Below are 15,484 nucleotides of genomic sequence, written 5' to 3' on the forward strand. Positions count from 1 at the left end.
GCAATTACCAGGGCAGCGAATAGGTCTTGGAGTTGGTGAAGCTCTTCATCGCCTCGAGCACGCCTTCCTTGTAGCCCAGGCCCGAGTCCTTGATGCCGCCGAAGGGCGTGAGCTCCAGCCGGTAGCCCGGCACTTCGCGCACGTTGACGCTGCCCACGTTCAGCTCGCGGATGAAGCGGGTGATGTAGTCCAGCCGGTTGGTGCAGATCGCCGACGACAGGCCGTAGGCCGTGCCGTTGGAGATGCGGATCGCCTCGTCGATGGTCTTGAAGCGGATCACCGGCGACACGGGCCCGAAGGTCTCGTGCTTGGCGACGGTCATCTCCGGATCGACGTGGTCGAGCACCGTGGGCGAATACAGCGCACCGCGGCGCTCGTTGCCGTACAGGAGCTTCGCGCCGGCCGCGATGGCTTCGTTGACCACCGCCTCGAACTGGATCGCCGCGGCCTCGTCGATGACGGTGCCCATGTCGGTGTCGGGGTCCATGGGGTCGCCGTACTTCAACGCCTTCGTCTTGGCAACCAGCAGCTCGACGAACCGGTCGGCCACCGACTCGTGCACCAGCATGCGTTTGACTGCCGTGCAGCGCTGGCCCGAGTTCTTGTACGAACCGGCGGCCGCGAGCGTGGCGGCCTCTTCGATGTCGGCGTCTTCCATCACGATGATCGGGTCGTTGCCGCCCAGCTCCAGGATCTGGCGCTTGTACACGGCCTTGCCCGCGATGTACTTGCCGATGGGCACGCCGCCGGTGAAGGTGACCAGGTCGACGTCGGCGTTGGTCAGCAGCTCGTCGGCGATCTCCTTCGGGTCGCCGGTGAGCACCGACAGCATCTGCGGCGGCAGACCGGCTTCGTACAGGATGTCGGCCAGCAGGTAGGCCGTGAGCGGCGTCTTCTCGCTGGGCTTGAGCACGATGCGGTTGTTGGTCGCAATGGCCGGCGCCACCTTGTGGATCACCTGGTTCAGCGGATGGTTGAAGGGCGTGATGGCGGTGATGGCGCCCAGCAGGGGCTCGCGCATGGTGTAGACCTTGCGGCTCTTGCCGTGGTGCGTGAGGTCGCAGGAGAACACCTGGCCGTCGTCCACCAGCGCCTGGTTGGCCGCGAACAGCAGCACGTCGGACGCTCGGCCCACTTCGTACAACGAGTCCTTGCGGGAGAGCCCCGATTCGAGCGTGATGGTGCGCGACATCTCGTCCAGGCGCGAGGCGATGATCTCGCCAGCGCGCATCAGGATCCTGTAGCGCTCGTAGCGGGTGAGCGTGGGCTTGTAGTCGCGTGCGATGCGCAGGGCATTGCGCACGTCGTCCAGCGTGGCCTTGGGCACGGTGGCGATCACTTCGCCGGTGTAGGGATAGGTGACCTCGATGGTGCGGTCGCGGTGGACCTTTTCTCCGGCGATGCGCAGGGCCTCGCGGTGAACGGTGCCTGGCTTCAGGATGGCTTGGCTCATGGGTGCTCCGGGGCGACTGTTATTGGGCGTGGTTCAGCGCGATGTCCAGCGCATCGAAGTTGCGCAGGCGGCGGCTTGCTGCGATGCCGGTCACCGGACGGTTGCAGAGCAGCGGCACGCGCTGCTCCGACACGCCGCCGTGGGAACGCAAAGGCACTTCGAGCGCCGACAGGTCGTGGCGATGGGCCGAGGTGCCGATGACCGTGCTTTGCTCGCTCACCACCACGATGTCGCCGATGCGGTCGGGCGGCAGCTCGAAGCGCTGGGCGGCGTCCTTGCGCGAGAGCACCAGCTCCATGCCCGGCAGGCCCTGCATGCGGTCGATCCAGCCCGGCACGCGGGCTTCGTCGGTGGCGTACACGGTGGCAAAGGAGCCGAGCGCGCCGTGGTGCACCACGTACGGGTCGGTGATCGGCAGGATCACGCGGGCCTCGCCGGCGCCGTACCAGCCGTCCAGCACGTCCTGCAGGTAGATGACGTTGGGCGAGCCGTCGGCGCCGTGCTTGTCGTTCATGCCGTGGTCGGCGGTGACCACGATGGTGGCGCCCAGCGCGTCGAGCTGCGCGAGGTAGCCGTCCATCATGGCGTAGAAGGCGTTGGCAGCCGGGCTGCCGGGCGCGGCCTTGTGCTGCACGTAGTCGGTGGTCGAGAGGTACATGAGGTCGGGGCGGCGCGACTCCATCAGCTTGACGCCGGCGGCGAACACGAACTCCGAGAGCTCCGCGCTGTACACCGAAGGCACCGGCATGCCGACCATGTCGAGCACGTTGTCGATGCCGTTTTCTTCCATGGTCACCTGGTCGGACTTTTCCGACGAGAAGCAGATGCCCTTCATGCGGTGGCCCAGCAGCTTGCGCAGCTTGTCCTTGGCGGTGATCACGGCCACCTTGGCGCCCGCGTCGGCAAAGGCCGCCAGCACGGTGCCGGCGCGCAGGTACTTGGGGTCGTTCATCATCACTTCCTGGCCCAGCTCGCGGTCGAAGAAGTAGTTGCCGCAGATGCCGTGCACCGCGGGCGGCACGCCGGTCACGATGGACAGGTTGTTGGGGTTGGTGAACGAGGGCACCACGCAATCGCCCAGCAGGCTGGCGCCGGACTTCATCATCCGGTCGAAGTACGGCGCGACGCCGGCTGCGATGGCCGCGTCCAGGTAAGCCGGCTCACAGCCGTCCACACACACGACCACGACGGGGCGCGACATCCAGCGATAGCTGCGGGCATTGACTTCGAGTGTCTCCGGTGTCATTTCAGACTTCCTTTTGGGGTGGGTTGTTCGTTGGCGGTGGCCGTGTCGGACTCGGCGCGGCCGAAGGCCTTGTGCATGCGGGCGCGGCTGCCCGCGACGTGCAGGCGCAGCGCGTGCCCCGCGGTGTCGGGGTTGCCGCTGGCAATGGCTTCGACGATGTCGCGGTGCTCGTCGGCGGAGACGCGCAGGCCCCCGCCGCTGTCGAGCGCGCGCATTCTGAAAAGGTGCAACTCTTTCACCAAGCGCTTGTAGGTTTCGGTCAGCTTCTTGCTGCCGGCGGTGTCCAGCAGGATCTCGTGGAACTGCAGGTTCAGCTGCGCGTACTGCTCCACGTCCTGCGCCTGGGCGGCGGAGCGCATCGCATCGAGCATGGCGCGCAGCCGCTCGACCGCGTCGGGCGTGATGGCCAGCGCCACGCGCCGGCCGATGATTTCTTCGAGCGCCTCGCGCAGTTCGTAGATTTCGTCTGCCTCTTCGAATGCGATTTCCCGCACGAAGACGCCGCGGTTCTTTTCGTTGCGCACCAGGCCCGCTTCTTCCAGCGCGCGCAGCGCCTCACGGATGGGGCCGCGGCTGGTGTTGAAGCGCTGGGAGAGCTCGCTTTCGTTGATGCGGCTGCCTACCGGGAGCTCGCCCGTCATGATCAAACGCTCGATTTCTTCCTGCATCAGCATCGGCAACGAGCTGGACTGGAGAAACGCGAGGGCGGCGGAGTGATTGCTGGTGACCATAGGTGCGTATTTTCCCCATGGATTGCAAACTGTCAACGATTTTTTATTGACAGTCTTTAATCTGCAATCTACATTGCGTTCACCGGAGCTTGAGCAATGCCAACTGCCGGAGCCCGCCACTCACCCCCTTTTCAGTGACAGCCAGCCCTCTCAGGAGAATTCAGATGACGATGAAACAAAGCACGCGCCGTTTCGCGGCGGCTCTGTGTGTTGCGACGCTCGGCCTTGTGGCCGGCAGCGCCGCCTGGGCACAGAAGACGCCCCTTCTGGTCTACACGGCGCTGGAAACCGACGCCATGAAGCTCTACAAGGACGCCTTCGAAAAGGCCAACCCCGACATCGAGGTGAAGTGGGTGCGCGACTCCACCGGCATCGTCACCGCCAAGCTGCTGGCCGAAAAAGCCAACCCGCAGGCCGACGTGGTGGCCGGCCTGGCCGCCAGCAGCCTGGCGCTGCTGCAGCAGGAAGGCATGCTGCTGCCCTACGAGCCCAAGGGCTTCAAGGAACTGAACCCCGCCTACTCCGACACCGCCCGCCCGCCGGCCTGGGTCGGCATGGACGTCTGGGCCGCGACGATCTGCTTCAACCATGTCGAGGCGAAGAAGCTCGGCCTGCCCAAGCCCGAGACCTGGAAGGACCTGACCAAGCCGATCTACAAGGGCACGATCTCGATGCCGCATCCGGCGTCCAGCGGCACCGGCTATCTCGATGTGTCTTCCTGGCTGCAGAACATGGGCGATGCCGAAGGCTGGAAGTACATGGACGCGCTGCACCAGAACATCGCGCAGTACGTGCATTCGGGCTCCAAGCCCTGCAAGCAGGCGGGTGCGGGCGAGTTCCCCATCGGCATCTCCTTCGAGTTCCGTGCGCACCAGGTCAAGAAGTCGGGCGCGCCGGTGGACCTGATCTTTCCGAAGGAAGGCCTGGGCTGGGACATCGAGGCCACCAGCCTCATGAAGACCAGCACGAAGCTGGAGCAGGGCAAGCGCTTCGCCGACTGGATGGCGAGCAAGGAAGCCAACCAGATCAGCGCGCGCTGGTGGGCCGTGGTCGCGTATCCCGGCGTGGTCTCCAAGCTGGAAGGCATTCCGGACAACTACGAAAAGCTCCTGGCCAAGAACGACATCAACTGGGCGGCAAAGAATCGCGAACGCATCCTCGCGGAATGGAGCAAGCGCTACGAAGGCAAGGCCGAACCCAAGTAAGCACAGCGGCGTTCCCGACTTTCAATCCGCGGGCGTCACCACAGTGCTGAAACAGTGGTGATGCCCGCCAACGACGAGTGCGAAAAATGGATATGACCGACACCAAGTTCATTGCAACCCAGTCGCCCACGCCCGCCCCCGCGGCGCTGGACATCGTGGGCATTCGCAAGGACTTCGAATCCTTCAGCGCGCTGCGCGACGTGCACCTGCGCGTGAACCCGGGCGAGATGCTGTGCTTTCTGGGCCCCTCGGGCTGCGGCAAGACCACGCTGCTGCGCATCATCGCGGGGCTGGAGACACAGACCTCGGGCCAGATCCTGCAGAACGGCAAGGACGTCTCGTGGCTCTCGCCGGACAAGCGCGACTACGGCATCGTGTTCCAGTCGTATGCGTTGTTTCCCAACCTCTCGATCGCCGAGAACATCGGCTACGGCCTGGTCAACAGCCGCGCCAAACGGGGCGAAATCAAGGCGCGCGTCGAAGAGCTGCTCAAGCTCGTCGGCCTGCCGACCTCGGGCAACAAGTACCCCAGCCAGCTCTCCGGCGGCCAGCAGCAGCGCGTGGCGCTGGCCCGCGCGCTGGCCACCCGTCCCGGCCTGCTGCTGCTGGACGAGCCGCTGTCGGCGCTCGATGCGCTGGAGCGCATCCGCCTGCGCGGCGAAATCCGCCGACTGCAAAAGCAGGTGGGCATCACCACCATCATGGTCACGCACGACCAGGAAGAGGCGCTGTCGATGGCCGATCGCATCGTGGTCATGAACCACGGCGTGATCGAGCAGGTCGGCACGCCGATGGAGGTGTATGAACAACCGGCCACGCCCTTCGTGGCGGACTTCGTCGGCAAGGTCAACGTGCTGCGCGCGGTGGCGCTGGGCAACCAGCGCTTCCAGGTCGGCGACATGGAACTGCAGTGCGATGCCTGCGACGGCGCCTTCGAGCCCGGCGAGGCCGTCAACCTGTACCTGCGGCCCGAAGACCGCGCGGTCGAACACCTGGGCGAAGGCACGGCCAACCGCCTGCGGGCGCTGGTCACCAAGGTCGAGTTTCTCGGCGGCCTGTGCATCGCCGAAGTGACGGCCGAGGCGCTGCATGGGCAGACGCTGGGGCTGAACTTCTCGCTGAACCAGTTGCACGACCTGGACATCCGCGAAGGCAACACCATCGACATCGCGCTGCGGTCCAACCGCATCCGGGCCTTCTGCGCCGCACGCACGCCCAAGCCATGAACACGCTGGCACATCCCTCCGCCGCCAAGGCGACGTTCGCCACACGGCCCGCCATGCGCTGGAGCCGCGACGAAACCATCGCCCGCGGCATCCTGCTCGTGGTGATGGTCATGCTGTTCGTGTTTCTCATCGCCCCGCTGCTCACCATCCTCGCGCATGCGGTGCAGGACAAGGACGGCCGCTTCGTGGGCCTTGCGCACTTCGTCACCTACTTCCAGACGCCCAGCATGCTGCGCGCGGCGTGGAACTCGATCTGGGTGTCGGCGGCGGTGGTGATGATCTCCGTGCCGATGGCCTTCGTGTTCGCCTATGCGCTCACGCGCAGCCGCATGCCGGCGCCGCTGAAGGCGGTGTTCCGGCTCATCGCGCTCATTCCGCTGCTTGCGCCTTCGCTGCTCTCTGCCATTTCGTTCGTGCAGTGGTTCGGCAACCAGGGCGCGCTCAAGTTCCTTCTGGGCGGCACCTCGATCTACGGTGCGCCCGGGATCATCATGGCCGAGGTCTACAACACTTTCCCGCATGCGCTGATGATCCTGGTCACCGCGCTGTCGCTGGCCGACGGCCGGCTGTACGAGGCGGCCACCGCGCTGCGCACGCGGCCGTTTCGCCAGTTCATGACCATCACGCTGCCCTCGTGCAAGTACGGCCTCATCAGCGCGGCCACCGTGGTCTTCACCTATGTGGTGAGCGACTTCGGCGCGCCCAAGGTGATCGGCGGCAACTTCAACGTGCTGTCGGTGGACGTGTTCAAGCAGGTGGTGGGACAGCACAACTTCTCCATTGGCGCGGTGGTGGGCATGCTGCTGCTGGTGCCGTCGATCATTTCCTTCGTGATCGACTACGTGGTGCGGCGCAAGCTGAAGGCGCAGCTCACCGCGCGCTCGGTGCCCTACAGCCCCAAGCGCCGCAAGGTCGCCGACACGCTGCTCACGCTCTTCTGCACCGTGGTGTGCGGCCTGCTGCTGGCCACCATCGGCATGGCGGTCTACACCTCGCTGATTTCGCTGTGGCCCTATGACCAGTCGTTCACGCTGAAGCACTACCACTTCGTGCTGATCGAGAGCGACATGGCGGCCGCCTACGGCAACAGCCTGCTGGTGGCCATGGTCACCGCGGTGGCGGGCTCGCTGATCGTGTTCGTGGGCGCCTACCTGATCGAGAAGACGCGCAACCTCGGCCTGATGCGCAAGGGCATGCACCTGATGGCGGTGCTGTCGATGGCGGTGCCGGGCCTGGTGCTCGGGCTGGGCTACGTGATGTTCTTCAACCATCCAGCCAACCCGCTGAACTTTCTGTACCAGACGATGGCGATCCTGATCATCTCGATGGTGGTGCACTACTACACGTCCAGCCACCTCACGGCGGTGACCGCGCTCAAGCAGATCGACAACGAGTTCGAGGCGGTGTCGGCCTCGCTCAAGGTGCCGTTCTTCAAGACCTTTTTGCGGGTGACGGTGCCGGTGTGCCTGCCGGCCATCCTGGACATCGGGCGCTACTTCTTCGTGGTGTCGATGGCCAGCCTCTCGTGCGCCATCTTCCTGTACACGCCGGAAACCATCCTCGCCTCGGTCGCGATCATGCATCTGGACGACGCCGGCGACATCGGCCCGGCCGCGGCGCTCGCCAGCCTGATCGTGGGCACCTCGACGCTGGTGTGCATCGTCTATTCGCTGCTCACGCGGGTGCTGCTCGCGCGCACGCAGGCCTGGCGCAACCTCAGCCGCGGCTGAATGCAGTCGACGCGGCCGAACGAACGCAACAAAAAATCTCTCTCGCCCTCATTCCCTTCCCCTGCATCCCCCGCCTGGAGACATCATGAGTCAAGCCCCCCACCCCATCCTGCTCACCCCCGGTCCCCTCACCACCTCGGACCGCACGCGCCAGGCGATGCTGCGCGACTGGGGATCGTGGGACGCCGACTTCAACCAGATCACCGCGCGCATTCGAAAGAACGTGCTGGAGATCGTGCACGGCACCGGCACGCACGAGTGCGTTCCGCTGCAGGGCAGCGGAACCTTCTCGGTGGAAGCAGCCATCGGCACCGTCGTGCCGCGCAACGGCCATGTGCTGGTGCCCAGCAACGGCGCCTACTGCCAGCGCCTGGCCAAGATCTGCAAGGTGCTGGGCCGCAAGCTCACCACCATCGACTACACCGAAGAAAAGCAGGTCTCGCCCGCCGACGTCGACCGCGCACTGGCCGCCGACCCGAGCATCACGCACGTGGCGCTGGTGCATTGCGAAACCGGCGCCGGCGTGCTCAACCCGCTGCACGAGATCGCGGTGGTCGTGGCCAAGCATGGCCGTGGATTGATCATCGACGCGATGAGTTCCTTCGGCGCGCTGGAGATCGATGCGCGCAAGACGCCGTTCGATGCGGTGGTCGCCGCTTCGGGCAAGTGCCTCGAAGGCGTGCCGGGCATGGGCTTCGTCGTCATCAAGCGCAGCACGCTGGAGAAGTGCGAAGGCAACTGCCACTCGCTGAGCATGGACCTGTACGACCAGTGGGTCTACATGGAAAAGACCACGCAATGGCGCTTCACGCCGCCCACGCACGTGGTCGCGGCGCTGGACACCGCCATTGCGCAGTACATCGAAGAAGGCGGCCTGGCCGCGCGCGGCGGCCGCTATGCGCGCAACTGCAAGGCGCTCATCGACGGGCTGGCCACGCTGGGTTTCAGGAGCTTCCTGGACCCCGACATCCAGGCGCCGATCATCGTGACCTTCCACGCGCCCGATGACGCGAACTACGACTTCAAGACCTTCTATCAAGAGGTCAAGAAGCGCGGCTACATCCTCTACCCCGGCAAGCTCACGCAGGTAGAAACCTTCCGCGTGGGCTGCATGGGGCACTTCGGCGATGCGGGCATTCCGGGCGCGGTGACGGCCATTGCCGACACGCTCAAGGCCATGGGCATCCGGCAGGTGTCGGCGCCGGTCGCGGCCTGAGCAGCGCCACGAACGCACGGCCGGCGCATTGCAGCGCCGGTCCTACAACGAAGGGGATGGTGCGCTTCGCATAATTCCCCGCATGACGGCTCTGCGCAGCGACATCCCCGCCCGCCTGGACCGCCTGCCGTGGTCTCGCTGGCACTGGCGCGTGGTGATCGCGCTGGGCGTGGCGTGGATCCTCGACGGGCTGGAGGTCACGCTGGTGGGCTCCATCGGCGCGGTCCTGGAGCGACCCGACACACTCGGGCTCTCGGCCAGCGACATCGGCTGGTCGGGCTCGATCTACATCGCGGGGGCGGTGATCGGCGCGCTGGTCTTCGGCCGGCTCACCGACCGGCTCGGGCGCAAGAAGCTTTTTCTGCTCACGCTGGTGGTCTACACCGCCGGCACGCTCGCCACCGCCTTCTCGCCCAACTTCGCGTTCTTCGCGCTCTGCCGCTTCATCACCGGGCTGGGCATCGGCGGCGAATACGCGGCCATCAACTCGGCCATCGACGAACTCATTCCGGCGCGCGTGCGCGGGCGCGTGAACCTCGCGATCAACGGCAGCTTCTGGATCGGCGCGGCGCTGGGTGCCGGGCTCAGCCTGGTGCTGCTGGATGCGCGCGTGATCGGCCCGGTGTGGGGCTGGCGCGCAGGCTTCGCGCTGGGCGGCGTGCTGGCCGTGGCCATCCTGCTGGTGCGGCGCCATGTGCCCGAGAGTCCGCGCTGGCTCGTTGCGCACGGGCGCGCCGAAGAGGCTGAACGCATCGTGGCGGGCATCGAGGCCGAAGTCGAGCGGCAGCACGGGCCGCTGCCCGCCGCGCAAGGCCACGTCACGTACACCGCGGCGCGCAGCAACAGCCCGTCGATGCGCGAAGTGGCGCGCGTGCTGCTGCGCCGCTACAAGGAGCGCAGCGTGGTGGCCGCCGCGCTCATGATTTCGCAGGCCTTCTTCTACAACGCGATCTTCTTCACCTACGCGCTGGTGCTGACGCGCTTCTACGCCGTGCCCGAAGGCAGCGTGGCGCTCTACATCTTTCCGTTTGCGCTGGGCAACGTGCTGGGGCCGCTGCTGCTGGGGCCGCTGTTCGACAGCGTGGGCCGCCGCAAGATGATTGCACTGACCTATGTGCTGGCCGGCATCGGCCTGGCGCTCACGGGCTGGGCCTTCATGATGGGCTGGCTCGATGCGCGCAGCCAGGCCTTGTGCTGGTCGGCGGTGTTCTTCCTCGCATCGGCGGCGGCAAGCTCCGCCTACCTGACGGTGAGCGAGGTGTTCCCGCTGGAGATGCGGGCCATGGCCATCGCCATCTTCTATGCCATCGACATGGGCGCGGGCGGCTTCGTGGCGCCGGTGCTGTTCGGCGCATTGATCGAAACAGGCAGCCGCGGCGCGGTGATGGTGGGCTATTGCATCGGCGCCGCGCTGGTCATCGTCGCGGGCTTGCTGGCGTTGCGCTATGCGGCCGATGCGGAACGCAAGCCGCTGGAGGAAGTGGCGCCGCCGCTGTCGTCCGAAGACGGCGGCGAGCGCTGACGGTCGTCTACAGCGCGCAGGTCCGGAAGCCGAAGAAGCCGTCGTCGCGCTCGGGCAAGGCAAAGCCGCGACGGCGCGGCGAACGCAGGCGCGCACGCGTGGCAAACGATGCGCCGCGCAGCACCCGCGCCCTGCCGAAGAAGGCCGTGGGATCGAACTCGCCGCCGGCGCTCCAGGGGTCGGCCCTGAAGCCCGGCCACGGTTGCAGCGTGCCCGCGGTCCACTCGTGCACGTCGGCCCAGCGGAATCCGCGCCGTGCGGCCGTGCTGGCGGCGATCTCCCACTCGACCTCGGTGGCGATGCGCCGCCCCGCCCAGCGCGCCCAGGCATCAGCCTCCCACCAGCTCAGGTGCACCGCGCTGTGATGGCCGGCCGCGCGCACCGTCACGCCGAAGCGCTGCTGCAGCACCGAGCCGCCGGAGCCGTGGCGCGCCACCCCGATCTGCTCCACATGGCGCGGCCCGCGCCGCCCCTCGACCTGCGCGGCCAGCCAGCGCCAGCCTTCGGGGTGCCAGAGGTCCTGGCGGTCGTAGCCGCCGTCGTCGACGAACTCGATGTACTGGTTCCAGGTGACCGGTTGCGCATCGATCTCGAACTCGGGCACGTCGACGCGGTGGGCGCTGCGCTCCTGCGCGAACGCGAAGCCCTGCTCGGGCAGGCCCAGTTCCCAGCGCGTGGCGGGCAGCAGCAAGGGTTCGCGCGTGACGGCGATGGGCGCGGGCTCGAAGCCCAGCGGCAGCCCCAGGGTCTGCGCCATCACCACGAGCTGCTCGCCGCGCAGGTCTTCATGGAAGAGCGCGAGGCGGTAGAAGTACAGGCCCGCATCGGTCTCGGCCGCGTGTTCGAGCAGCTCGAGCGTGCTCTCCAGCGTTTCGAGCAGGTAGGCCTTGGTCTGCGCAAGATCGGGCAGCTCGGGCGACCAGCGGCGCCCCGGCGCGCTCTGGGCCGGGTTCCACCAATCGTCGGCGCCGGGCTCGATGGCCGCGAGCCGCGTGGGCCGCACGGGGCAATCGGCGCCGAAGGCACGCTGCGTGTTGCGCCCTATCCACCATTCGGCGAACCAGCCGATGTGCCCCGCGAGCCACACCGGCGGCACCACGCCCTCTTCTTCGGGCACCGGGGGCACGGCCAGCGCCTCGGCGCCCAAAGCTTCTTCATACAAGGACAGCAGATGCAGCGTGTGGTTGCGCGCATCGATCAGCGCCAGCGACAGCAGCTCGCGGCCGGCGCTGCGCATGGCGGGCGCGTCGATGGACGCGGGTGTTGCCTCGCTCGAGGCCGATGGTGGGCGCGATGGTGGCTGGGCCATGAAACATTATGAGCACACCGCCGTCCGGGTAGGCCCCCAACGACACTTTCAATTACCCCGATAAAATCCGCTCCGCCTCAAGCACCCGACCTGTCGGCGTACAACGCCGGTGCGTCGGGTGTGTTCGTATCTGGAGGCAATCCAATACAAAGATGGAGATGTAATGCAAGGCTTGCTCAAGCTGTCCCGGGCCATCGACTGGCTCAACGCCCAGGTGGGCAAATACGCGATATGGCTGATCCTGGCCGCGACCGCGATCAGCGCCATCAACGCCATCGTGCGCAAGGTGTTCAATACCAGCTCCAACGCCTTCCTCGAAGTGCAGTGGTACCTGTTTGCCTGGTCGTTCCTCATCGCCGCCGGCTACACGCTGCTGCACCGGGAACACGTGCGCATCGACGTGGTCAACAGCCGCCTGAGCAAGCGCAAGCAGGTCTGGATCGACATCATCGGCTTCACCTGCTTCCTGACGCCGCTGTGCATCACGGTGCTCTATCTGTCGACGCCGGTGGTCTTGCAGATGTACAACTCGGGCGAAACGTCGGGCAACTCGGGCGGCCTGATCCGCTGGCCCGTGTGGGCGGCGCTGCCGGTGGGCTTCAGCCTGCTGATGCTGCAGGGCTGGTCGGAACTCATCAAGCGCATCGCGTTCCTGCGCGGCGAAGGCCCGGACCCCATGGGCCGCCTCACCGACAAGACAGCCGAAGCCGAACTGATCGAGGCCTTGCGCCTTCAGGCCGAGGTGGACGCCGCCAAGGCCGCCGCCGCCGCGGGCAGCGCCCCCAAGCCGCAACACTGAACGGCCGCCGAGAAAAACACCATGGAATTCATTGTTGCCAACTTCGCCCCGATCATGTTCGCGGGCCTCATCTGCTTTCTGCTGCTGGGTTTTCCCGTGGCGTTCAGCCTCGGGGCCTGCGGCCTCTTCTTCGGTTTCGTCGGTATAGAGCTCGGGGTATTCCAGTCATCGGTCATGGCCTGGCTGCCGCAGCGGCTGATCGGCATCATGGCCAACGACACCCTGCTGGCGGTGCCCTTCTTCACGCTCATGGGGCTCATCCTGGAGCGAAGCGGCATGGCCGAGGACCTGCTGGACACGGTGGGCCAGGTGTTCGGCCCGATGCGCGGCGGCCTGGCGCTGGCGGTGATCTTCGTGGGCGCGCTGCTGGCGGCCACCACCGGCGTGGTCGCGGCCTCGGTCATCTCGATGGGCCTCATTTCGCTGCCGATCATGCTGCGCTACGGCTACGACCGGCGGCTGTCCAGCGGCGTCATCGCCGCCTCGGGCACGCTGGCGCAGATCATCCCGCCCTCGCTGGTGCTGATCATCATGGCCGACCAGCTCGGCAAGAGCGTCGGCGACATGTACAAGGGCGCGTTCCTGCCCGGCTTCATGCTGATGGGCCTGTACGTGCTGTACGTCGTGTTCCTGGCGATCTTCAAGCCCGCGCAGGTTCCCGCGCTGCCGCCCGAGGCCCGCACCTACCGTGAGCCCAACGGCGGCGGCGGCTATGCCTCGCTGGTGGGCCTCGCCTCGCTGTCGGCGGTGGTGGCCGTGGTGCTGGCCCGCAACATGGAGGCCGTGCACACCTGGTTCCAGGGCGAGCCGGTCACCTTCGTGGCCACCGACGAAAAGGTCGTGGTCGCCATGTGCGGCGGCGTGTTCGTGGCGCTGGTGATCGCGCTGATCAACAAGGGCCTGAAGCTCAACCTGCTGTCGCGGCTGGCCGAGCGCGTGACCTTCGTGCTCATTCCGCCGCTGCTGCTCATCTTCCTGGTGCTGGGCACCATCTTCCTGGGCGTGGCCACGCCCACCGAAGGCGGCGCGATGGGCGCCATGGGCGCGCTGGTCATGGCCTGGGTGCGCCGGCGCATGAGCTTCTCGCTGCTCAAGCAGGCGCTGGCATCGACCACCCGGCTCTCCAGCTTCGTGATGTTCATCCTGATCGGCGCCACGGTGTTCAGCCTGGTGTTCCAGGCCGCCGACGGCCCGATCTGGGTGGAGCACCTGCTCACCAGCCTGCCGGGCGGCCCGATCGGCTTCCTGATCGCGGTGAACGTGCTGGTGTTCTTCCTGGCGTTCTTCCTGGACTACTTCGAGCTGTCGTTCATCGTGGTGCCGCTGCTGGCCCCGGTGGCCCACAAGATGGGCATCGACCTCATCTGGTTCGGCGTGCTGCTGGCGGTGAACATGCAGACCTCGTTCATGCATCCGCCGTTCGGCTTCGCGCTGTTCTTCCTGCGCTCCGTCGCTCCTGAAAAGCAGTACGTAGACCGCGTGACCCAGAAGGTCATGGAGCCGGTGACAACGATGCAGATCTACAAGGGCGCGGTTCCGTTCGTGCTGATCCAGCTCACGATGGTGGGCCTGCTCATCGCCTTCCCGCAGATCGTGACGGGTGCGCTGGACAAGGAGGTCAAGTTCAATCTGGAGGACATCGGCGCGCAGATGCGCGACAGCCTGGGCCCGGACAACGACGCCACGCCCACCGATCCCTACGGCACGCCGGAAGAACAGGCGCCGCAGATCGAGCCGGCCGAACCCGGCGCCACGCCGGAGCCGTCGACCGAAAGCGGCGAGAGCGATCCGATGAAGGCCATGCAGGACGCGCTGAAGGCGCAGAAGCCGTGACGGCCTGATGACCTGAAGCGGGGGGCGGCAACCCGCCCCCCGCGAAGAACCCGAAAAAAAGGCCGGACTGCCAAAGCAGTCCGGCCTTTTTGCTGCAGGCCGCGAACGGCCTGCAGGCGGGTCCTCAGATCTTCACCGAGTTCATGTACTGGTTGAACGGGTACTCGGAGAAGCGGTTCCACAGGATCTGGTCGCGCTGGAACGCGCGCATGTCCTGGTGAATCTTCTTGAACTCGGGCGACTTGGCCTCGTGCTCGGCAAACACTTCCATCGAGGCCTTGAAGCCGGCGTCCATCACGGCCTTGGGGAACGGCTTGAGCTGGGTCTTGGCGGCCACCAGGCGCTTGATGGCGACCGGGTTGAACGCGTCGTACTTGGCGATCATGTCGCGCGCAGCGACCTTGGTTGCCGCATCCAGGATCGCCTTGTTCTCGTCCGACAACTTGGCGAAGGCCTTGTTGTTGATGAAGAACTCCAGGTCGGCGCCGCCTTCCCACCAGCCGGGGTAGTAGTAGTACGGCGCGACCTTGTTGAAGCCCAGCTTCTCGTCGTCGTAGGGGCCGACGAACTCGGCGGCGTCCAGCGTACCCTTTTCGAGCGCCTGGTAGATATCACCCGCGGGCATGTTCTGCGACACCACGCCCAGCTTGGCCATGGCCTCGCCGAACACGCCGCCGCCCATGCGCATCTTCAGGCCCTTCAGGTCCGCGACGGTCTTGATTTCCTTGCGATACCAGCCGCCCATTTGCGTGCCGGTGTTGCCGGCGCTGGCGGTGCGGAAGTTGTACTTGGCGAAGAAGGCGTCCAGCAGCTTGCGGCCGTTGCCGTACTCTTTCCAGGAGTCGTTCTGGCGAGCGGTCAGGCCGAAGGGCACGGCGCAGCTGAACGCGAAGATCGGGTCCTTGCCGGTGAAGTAGTAGGCGGCGGTTTGCGCCATCTCCAGGGTGTCGCCCTGCAGCGCATCGACCACGCCGAAGGCGGGCATCAGCTCGCCGGCCGGATGGACCGAGATTTCGAACTTGCCGCCCGACAGCGCCTTGACGGTCTTCGAGAGCATTTCGGCGCTGCCGAAGATGGTGTCGAGCGAGCGGGGAAAACTGGACGCGAGGCGCCAGCGAATCGCGGATTGCGCGTGAACGGCCGGCGCAATGCCGGCGGCCAAAACGCCAGCGATGCCCGCGTTTTTGATGAGGGAACGACGATCCATTGAATGC

12 protein-coding genes are annotated in these 15,484 nt (G+C 66.3%); 7 read left to right on the top strand and 5 right to left on the bottom strand.

The genetic code is table 11. The annotated features are described in order from the left end of the window. Window positions 1-4: 4 nt before the first annotated feature. The 3 genes from phnY to ABIC90_RS15890 are packed head-to-tail and all read right to left on the bottom strand — an operon-like array spanning window position 5 to window position 3,430. On the bottom strand, window positions 5-1,453 hold the full coding sequence (gene phnY, locus ABIC90_RS15880; protein ID WP_354355517.1) for a phosphonoacetaldehyde dehydrogenase: 1,449 nt from the start codon (window positions 1,451-1,453) through the stop codon (window positions 5-7). 19 nt (window positions 1,454-1,472) lie between these two features. Further along, entirely contained in the window at window positions 1,473-2,699 is a 1,227-nt protein-coding gene (phnA, locus tag ABIC90_RS15885) for a phosphonoacetate hydrolase (protein ID WP_354355519.1), read from the bottom strand. After that, the gene (locus tag ABIC90_RS15890) at window positions 2,696-3,430 is read right to left on the bottom strand and encodes a phosphonate utilization associated transcriptional regulator (RefSeq protein ID WP_354355520.1); all 735 of its coding nucleotides are present in this window, start codon (window positions 3,428-3,430) and stop codon (window positions 2,696-2,698) included. Before ABIC90_RS15890 ends, phnA begins: the two co-directional genes overlap by 4 nt. A gap of 164 nt (window positions 3,431-3,594) precedes the next feature. Here ABIC90_RS15890 and ABIC90_RS15895 point away from each other — a divergent pair, with 164 nt between their 5' ends. The 5 genes from ABIC90_RS15895 to ABIC90_RS15915 all read left to right on the top strand — a co-directional run bounded on the left by ABIC90_RS15895 (window position 3,595) and on the right by ABIC90_RS15915 (window position 10,329). Next, window positions 3,595-4,635, top strand: coding sequence for a putative 2-aminoethylphosphonate ABC transporter substrate-binding protein (locus ABIC90_RS15895; RefSeq protein WP_354355521.1), 1,041 nt, complete (start codon window positions 3,595-3,597; stop codon window positions 4,633-4,635). Between the two features lie 86 nt (window positions 4,636-4,721). Beyond that, complete coding sequence (locus ABIC90_RS15900; RefSeq protein WP_354355522.1) at window positions 4,722-5,861, top strand: putative 2-aminoethylphosphonate ABC transporter ATP-binding protein; 1,140 nt, start codon at window positions 4,722-4,724, stop codon at window positions 5,859-5,861. Then, the gene (locus ABIC90_RS15905) at window positions 5,858-7,591 is read left to right on the top strand and encodes a putative 2-aminoethylphosphonate ABC transporter permease subunit (protein ID WP_354355523.1); all 1,734 of its coding nucleotides are present in this window, start codon (window positions 5,858-5,860) and stop codon (window positions 7,589-7,591) included. The genes ABIC90_RS15900 and ABIC90_RS15905 overlap by 4 nt, the downstream gene beginning before the upstream one ends. A gap of 85 nt (window positions 7,592-7,676) precedes the next feature. Further along, the gene (locus ABIC90_RS15910; RefSeq protein ID WP_354355524.1) at window positions 7,677-8,807 is read left to right on the top strand and encodes a 2-aminoethylphosphonate--pyruvate transaminase; all 1,131 of its coding nucleotides are present in this window, start codon (window positions 7,677-7,679) and stop codon (window positions 8,805-8,807) included. Between the two features lie 82 nt (window positions 8,808-8,889). Further along, window positions 8,890-10,329: an MFS transporter gene (locus ABIC90_RS15915; RefSeq protein ID WP_354355525.1), complete on the top strand. Its 1,440-nt coding sequence runs from the start codon at window positions 8,890-8,892 to the stop codon at window positions 10,327-10,329. Window positions 10,330-10,336: 7 nt separating this feature from the next. On the opposite strand, the gene ABIC90_RS15920 is transcribed toward ABIC90_RS15915, so the two are convergent. Then, on the bottom strand, window positions 10,337-11,638 hold the full coding sequence (locus tag ABIC90_RS15920) for an SUMF1/EgtB/PvdO family nonheme iron enzyme (RefSeq protein WP_354355526.1): 1,302 nt from the start codon (window positions 11,636-11,638) through the stop codon (window positions 10,337-10,339). 163 nt (window positions 11,639-11,801) lie between these two features. Here ABIC90_RS15920 and ABIC90_RS15925 point away from each other — a divergent pair, with 163 nt between their 5' ends. Further along, the gene (locus ABIC90_RS15925; RefSeq protein WP_354355527.1) at window positions 11,802-12,437 is read left to right on the top strand and encodes a TRAP transporter small permease subunit; all 636 of its coding nucleotides are present in this window, start codon (window positions 11,802-11,804) and stop codon (window positions 12,435-12,437) included. A 21-nt stretch (window positions 12,438-12,458) separates the two neighbouring features. Continuing rightward, window positions 12,459-14,270 carry a TRAP transporter large permease gene (locus ABIC90_RS15930; protein WP_354355529.1) on the top strand — a complete coding sequence of 604 codons (1,812 nt, stop codon included), beginning with the start codon at window positions 12,459-12,461 and terminating at the stop codon, window positions 14,268-14,270. Window positions 14,271-14,394: 124 nt separating this feature from the next. Here the strand turns inward: ABIC90_RS15930 and ABIC90_RS15935 are convergent, their stop codons facing one another. After that, the gene (locus ABIC90_RS15935; protein WP_354355531.1) at window positions 14,395-15,477 is read right to left on the bottom strand and encodes a TRAP transporter substrate-binding protein; all 1,083 of its coding nucleotides are present in this window, start codon (window positions 15,475-15,477) and stop codon (window positions 14,395-14,397) included. Window positions 15,478-15,484 lie beyond the last annotated feature (7 nt).

The organism is Variovorax boronicumulans (genome assembly GCF_040544675.1).
Lineage (GTDB): Bacteria > Pseudomonadota > Gammaproteobacteria > Burkholderiales > Burkholderiaceae_C > Variovorax > Variovorax boronicumulans_D.

Excerpts from the sequence above, each read along its gene's own strand:
- ABIC90_RS15915 (WP_354355525.1), top strand. The coding sequence starts at position 8,890 with ATGACGGCTCTGCGCAGCGACATCCCCGCCCGCCTGGACCGCCTGCCG.
- ABIC90_RS15910 (WP_354355524.1), top strand. The coding sequence starts at position 7,677 with ATGAGTCAAGCCCCCCACCCCATCCTGCTCACCCCCGGTCCCCTCACC.
- ABIC90_RS15895 (WP_354355521.1), top strand. The coding sequence starts at position 3,595 with ATGACGATGAAACAAAGCACGCGCCGTTTCGCGGCGGCTCTGTGTGTT.
- ABIC90_RS15890 (WP_354355520.1), bottom strand. The coding sequence starts at position 3,430 with ATGGTCACCAGCAATCACTCCGCCGCCCTCGCGTTTCTCCAGTCCAGC.
- phnA (WP_354355519.1), bottom strand. The coding sequence starts at position 2,699 with ATGACACCGGAGACACTCGAAGTCAATGCCCGCAGCTATCGCTGGATG.
- ABIC90_RS15925 (WP_354355527.1), top strand. The coding sequence starts at position 11,802 with ATGCAAGGCTTGCTCAAGCTGTCCCGGGCCATCGACTGGCTCAACGCC.
- ABIC90_RS15930 (WP_354355529.1), top strand. The coding sequence starts at position 12,459 with ATGGAATTCATTGTTGCCAACTTCGCCCCGATCATGTTCGCGGGCCTC.
- ABIC90_RS15905 (WP_354355523.1), top strand. The coding sequence starts at position 5,858 with ATGAACACGCTGGCACATCCCTCCGCCGCCAAGGCGACGTTCGCCACA.
- phnY (WP_354355517.1), bottom strand. The coding sequence starts at position 1,453 with ATGAGCCAAGCCATCCTGAAGCCAGGCACCGTTCACCGCGAGGCCCTG.
- ABIC90_RS15920 (WP_354355526.1), bottom strand. The coding sequence starts at position 11,638 with ATGGCCCAGCCACCATCGCGCCCACCATCGGCCTCGAGCGAGGCAACA.
- ABIC90_RS15935 (WP_354355531.1), bottom strand. The coding sequence starts at position 15,477 with ATGGATCGTCGTTCCCTCATCAAAAACGCGGGCATCGCTGGCGTTTTG.
- ABIC90_RS15900 (WP_354355522.1), top strand. The coding sequence starts at position 4,722 with ATGGATATGACCGACACCAAGTTCATTGCAACCCAGTCGCCCACGCCC.